6 protein-coding genes and 1 pseudogene are annotated in these 5,052 nt (G+C 62.6%); all 7 read left to right on the top strand.

Going from position 1 to position 5,052, the window contains the following annotated elements; translation table 11 throughout:
- Window positions 1–276: pseudogene (locus AADA04_RS09150) on the top strand (murein biosynthesis integral membrane protein MurJ); the annotation flags it as partial.
- 24 nt (window positions 277–300) lie between these two features.
- Window positions 301–1,338 carry a tryptophan--tRNA ligase gene (trpS, locus tag AADA04_RS09145; RefSeq protein ID WP_340692953.1) on the top strand — a complete coding sequence of 346 codons (1,038 nt, stop codon included), beginning with the start codon at window positions 301–303 and terminating at the stop codon, window positions 1,336–1,338.
- An 88-nt stretch (window positions 1,339–1,426) separates the two neighbouring features.
- Window positions 1,427–1,885 carry a copper chaperone PCu(A)C gene (locus AADA04_RS09140; RefSeq protein WP_340692952.1) on the top strand — a complete coding sequence of 153 codons (459 nt, stop codon included), beginning with the start codon at window positions 1,427–1,429 and terminating at the stop codon, window positions 1,883–1,885.
- A 181-nt stretch (window positions 1,886–2,066) separates the two neighbouring features.
- Window positions 2,067–3,125, top strand: coding sequence for a hypothetical protein (locus AADA04_RS09135; protein ID WP_340692951.1), 1,059 nt, complete (start codon window positions 2,067–2,069; stop codon window positions 3,123–3,125).
- An 81-nt stretch (window positions 3,126–3,206) separates the two neighbouring features.
- Window positions 3,207–3,788 carry a NifU family protein gene (locus AADA04_RS09130; protein ID WP_340692950.1) on the top strand — a complete coding sequence of 194 codons (582 nt, stop codon included), beginning with the start codon at window positions 3,207–3,209 and terminating at the stop codon, window positions 3,786–3,788.
- A gap of 40 nt (window positions 3,789–3,828) precedes the next feature.
- On the top strand, window positions 3,829–4,428 hold the full coding sequence (locus AADA04_RS09125; RefSeq protein WP_340692949.1) for a malonic semialdehyde reductase: 600 nt from the start codon (window positions 3,829–3,831) through the stop codon (window positions 4,426–4,428).
- On the top strand, window positions 4,379–5,052 hold a 674-nt coding region (gene tsaB, locus AADA04_RS09120; RefSeq protein WP_340692948.1), incomplete at its 3' end, for a tRNA (adenosine(37)-N6)-threonylcarbamoyltransferase complex dimerization subunit type 1 TsaB. The genes AADA04_RS09125 and tsaB, both read left to right, overlap by 50 nt.

The following is a 5,052-nucleotide window of genomic DNA, read 5'->3' as shown; positions in this document are numbered from 1 at the left end:
GCGCTGCTGTGGACGACCCTGATCCGCCGCGACTGGTACCGGCCCGGACCCCGGCTGGCTTCCGGGCTCGTGCGGGCCATGCTCGCGACGGCGATCATGTCGGTCGTGGTCTGGCTGATGATGCACAATCTCGAACCGATCAAGGCGTATCTCTATCACAGCAAGGCCCTGACTGCCGTTGCCATCGTCCTCGTCGGCGGCGTGACCTATGCGCTGGCGGCAATTGTCACCGGCGCGGTGCGGATCAGCGACATTCGCCGCACTATGCGGCGCTGACCAAACACGCTATTGGCCCTGCCCATGACTGATAAGACCCCCACCTATACCGGCCCCGAACGCGTTTTCTCCGGCATCCAGCCGACAGGGAACCTGCACCTTGGCAACTATCTTGGCGCCCTGAAAAAATTCGTCGACCTGCAGGAAGCAGGAAGCGAAGGCATCTACTCCGTGGTGAACATGCATGCGTTGACCATGCCGGTCGCCCCACGCGACCTGCTGGACCAGACGCGCCAGATCGCTGCTGCTTTCCTGGCCTGCGGTATTGATCCGGACAAGTCCGTGATATTTCCGCAATCAGCGGTGCCGGAACATGCCGAACTGGCTTGGGTGTTCAACTGCGTGGCCCGCATGGGCTGGGTCGAGCGGATGACCCAGTTCAAGGACAAGGCCGGCAAGGATGCCGAGCGCGCCTCGGTGGGCCTGTTTACCTATCCCGTCCTGATGGCGGCAGACATTCTCCTGTACAAGGCCACGCATGTGCCTGTGGGCGATGACCAGAAACAGCACCTCGAGCTGGCCCGCGACATCGCCGAGCGATTCAACCGGGATTATGACGTGCCGGACTTCTTCCCGGTGCCCGAACCGCTGATCCAGGGACCTGGTGCGCGCATCATGAGCCTGAAGGACGGCACGAAGAAGATGTCGAAATCCGACCCATCGGAGCTGTCACGCATCAACCTGGTCGATACGGCAGAAGACATTTCCAGGAAGATCAAGAAGGCCAAGACCGACCTGCTGGGCGACATGCCGAGCGACGCGGAAGGCCTGAAGGGCCGTCCGGAAGTCGAGAACCTTGTCGGTATCTACAGTGCGCTTTCGGGTGAGACGGTCGACTCTGTTCTCAGCCAGTTTGGCGGACAGGGCTTTGGCGTGTTCAAGCCAGCACTGGTCGACGTCACCGTAGCCCACCTGTCGCCGATCACCGCCCGCTATCGCGAGATTCTCGCCGACCCGGCGGAGATTGACCGCGCGCTTGCGTCCGGCGTTGACCGGGCCCGCGCGATTGCGGCGCCGGTCATGAATGACGTGCGCCGCATCATCGGGTTCTGGCAGGCCTGAATGCAGTTGGCGACGGCGTGTCACCTTTTACGCATCAGCCAATGCCCTTAGGTTGATGCCTGAAGTGATTCACCCGAAAGGACGCACGATGAAACTATCTCCTCTCGCAGCCGCGCTGCTGGGGCTCGGCCTGGTCGCCGCCTGCTCCAAACCCATTCCCGAGGGCGCGAACGTACTGGAAATTTCCGACGCCTATATCGTGAAGCCCGCCGAAGGACGCGACATCGCAAGCGGCGGCATGGTCATCACGGTCAAGGGCGCCGACGAATCTCTGATCGCAGTCTCGTCGGACATCGCCGAGAGCGTGGAAATCCACACCATGACGATGGAGGGCGGCATGATGCGCATGCGCCAGCTGGAATCGCTGCCGGTGACCGAGAAAACCCCGCTCGTGCTCGAACGCGGCGGAAACCACCTCATGTTCTTCGGTCTGAAGCCGAATGTTGCCATTGGCGACGAAGTCGACCTCGTGCTGACGTTCAGCAATGGTCAGGGCAGGGAACAATTGTTGGTGACGCAAGCAGAAATTATCGGCCAAGGCGACTGACTGTTATTTTTTCGAGCATGCCGCGCGCGAAAAAACCAAGGCCTGACAAGGGGCTTTGGCAGGGCTCTTGCACATGAAAATCAGGGTTGCGGAGATTTAACGGTTAAGGGACTGTTAATGACACGGAAATCCCCGCATAGTGTCGTAATAGCAACAGTTCCAGCGTTCGAAAGTAGAGTGGATGGCATTTGATAGTCGCTTGCCTGCGGCCTACCAGGAGGAAGGGCCAGTCGTGACCCGGATCGGTACCGATCATCTTGTGACTTTCGACTATGCCGAACCTAGTCCGATCATGCTGTTTTTCCAGCGCTGGTGGCGCCGCTCCATCCTGATGTTGAAAGTCGGCGTCGTCGTTGGCGCGGTACTCGCCAATCCGGTGATGACCGTGATGTCGCACCGGATCGATGACAGCGATGTACTCCTCGCCACGAGCCAGAACTGGGCCTCGCCGGAAGCGGGCGTTGCCATCAACAAGATTGCCCGCGAACTGGAAGGCACCGGCTGGGCCGGCGACCGTGCCAGCTGGCACCCGCAGGCGCGCCTGACCGCGATGCCCGCCTGGCAGAAAGCCACAGCCGACGCGCTGGCCGAACACACCCGCCTTCTCGCCGTGATGAGTCCCGTCAATGGTGAACCCGACGCCGACCTCACTGCCGCGGCCCGCCTGCTGCACGGGATGCCCGGCGACGATATGCGCCCGCGCCTGACCTCGGCGGCCGAAGCGCTCAATCGCTTCGATACACGCGCCGCCCGCGGACTGGCTATTCAGCCTGACCCGATGGAGCTGCTCAAGGCAGAATCCCGCCAATTCGCCGGCTGGGCTGAAACCGACCTCACGGACCTCTCGACCCAGATCAACCGCGACGTCGTCGAGTGGCCTGCCAGCCGAACCGACATCATCGCCTTCTATGGCGCCAAGGCCCGGGCCCACGTCGCCCGCGAGATGCTGATGGCCACGGAACGGTCCGAGCCCCGCCTCGGCCGCACGCCGGATGTCCAGGCCGCGATGACCCGGGCGAAGGACGCCTGGGGCCGCGCCGCACGCATGAAGCCACTGATCGTATCGAACCAGCCCGGCGACGGCCTGCTGATGGCCAATCACCTGGCCAGCATGGGATTCTTCCTCGCTGAGGCCAAACGCGCGTCGCTGGCACTTGCCGATGCCCTCGACGCCGTACCCGGCGAAGACCTTGAATCGGTCGCCTCGCTTGACCCCGATCTGGTTGCCACCGCACCCTGAACGTCGCTTTGCCCTTGAACACACAGCGTCTTCGGGCCATCTCAACATGGAAACAACCATGTGAGAGGGGTTCAGACGCCCATGTTCATCCAGACCGAACCGACCCCGAACCCGGATACCGTCAAATTCCTGCCCGGCCAGCCCGTCGCAGGTGACCTCGGCCCATTTGATTTCCCGGATATTGGCAGCGCAAGGATGAGCCTGCTCGCCCGCGCCCTGTTCCAGGTCGATGGGGTCGAGCGCGTCTTCCTCGGCAGTGATTTTGTCTCGATCAGCAAGGATGCCGCCCGCGACTGGAAACATGTGAAGCCGATGGTTCTGGCTGCGATCATGGACCATTTCATGGCCGGGTTGCCAGTGGTCGAAGATGGCGCTGTCGCGTCCGGCGACGCTGACGATGACGGCACGGTCTACGAGGGCGAAACCGCCGAGATCGTGGCGGTAATCAAGGAACTTATCGAGACCCGTGTCCGCCCGGCTGTGGCCCAGGATGGCGGCGATATCATCTTCCATCGTTTCGAGCCGGAAACCGGCATTGTCCACCTGTCGATGCGCGGTGCCTGTGCCGGTTGCCCCTCCTCGACAATGACGCTCAAGCAGGGCATCGAGAACATGCTGAAAACCTACGTTCCTGAAGTGACGGCGGTTGAAGCGGTCCTCTAGGGACCTACCGGAATACAAATCACAAAAGGAAACGATGCCCATGGCCCACCCGGTCAACGACCACGCCCTTGATGTCATCTTCCGCGACGCGCGCAGCCACAATGGGTTCACCGACAAGTCGGTGCCGGAAGTGCTCGTGCGCGCTGTCTACGACCTCGCCAAGATGGGGCCGTCCAGCGCCAATTGCTCGCCGGCCCGGTTTGTTTGGGTGACCACGGACGAAGGCAAGAAGCGTCTTGCGCCGCATATGTCTGCCGGCAATCACGACAAGACACTGACCGCGCCATGGACCTGTATCATCGCTTACGACCAGCACTTCCAGGAGAAGATCCCGGCGTTGTTTCCGCATGCGCCGGGCGCAAAGGACTGGTTCAACAGCAATCGCGACGAGACGGCCTTCCGCAACGGGTCGCTGCAGGGCGCGTACCTGATGATCGCGGCGCGCTCGCTCGGGCTCGATTGCGGCCCGATGTCCGGCTTCGACGCCGACGGCGTCAATGCCGAGTTCTTCCAGAGCCAGGATGGCGAGATGAATCACTGGCGCGCCAATTTCATCTGCAATATCGGCCATGGCGACAAGACCAAACTGTTTGACCGCAGCCCGCGCCTGGACTTCGACGAAGCCTGCCGGATTCTCTGAAGTCACGCCCGGGATGCTGGTCCTCGCCCTCAATACAGCCTCAGCTGCCCTGGAAGCGGCAGTGGTCCGCGATGGCGAAATACTCGCTGACGCGCGGGAGACCATGGCGCGCGGACAGGACAGGCAGCTGCCCGGCTTTGTCGAAGGGGTGCTGGCGGACGCCGGCGTCACACTCGGAGACATTGACCGGATCGCGGTCGTCACCGGCCCCGGCAGTTTCACCGGCATCCGGATCGGGGTCGCCTATGCGCGCGGCCTCAGCCTGGTGACCGGCGCCACATGCATCGGCGTCACCAGCCTGGAAGCCGCCATTCCCGCCGGCATGGAAGGCAATAGCCTCGGTGCCCTGCTGGCGCAGAAGCGTCCGCCTGACCAGACCTGGTGGGTGCAGGGGCTGGAAGGCGATGCCGGCATTGCCCCGCCAGTGGAAATCAACCTGACCGACCTGAAAGCCATGCTGGCCGGATTTACCGTGCCCGTCTTCATCGATGGCGAAGACGCATTGGGCGAGACTGCCGAACAGATCGATACGCGCCCGATGCAGCCCTCGGCCATCACGGCGGCGCTCAAGGCCCCGGGCTTTGATCCGGCGAGCCACCCGCCCGCCCCTGTCTATGCCCGCGA

It is taken from the genome of Hyphomonas sp. (assembly GCF_037969335.1).
GTDB lineage: Bacteria > Pseudomonadota > Alphaproteobacteria > Caulobacterales > Hyphomonadaceae > Hyphomonas.
This window is presented reverse-complemented; position numbering and strand designations above follow the sequence as displayed.

Excerpts from the sequence above, each read along its gene's own strand:
- AADA04_RS09125 (WP_340692949.1), top strand. The coding sequence starts at position 3,829 with ATGGCCCACCCGGTCAACGACCACGCCCTTGATGTCATCTTCCGCGAC.
- trpS (WP_340692953.1), top strand. The coding sequence starts at position 301 with ATGACTGATAAGACCCCCACCTATACCGGCCCCGAACGCGTTTTCTCC.
- AADA04_RS09130 (WP_340692950.1), top strand. The coding sequence starts at position 3,207 with ATGTTCATCCAGACCGAACCGACCCCGAACCCGGATACCGTCAAATTC.
- AADA04_RS09135 (WP_340692951.1), top strand. The coding sequence starts at position 2,067 with ATGGCATTTGATAGTCGCTTGCCTGCGGCCTACCAGGAGGAAGGGCCA.
- AADA04_RS09140 (WP_340692952.1), top strand. The coding sequence starts at position 1,427 with ATGAAACTATCTCCTCTCGCAGCCGCGCTGCTGGGGCTCGGCCTGGTC.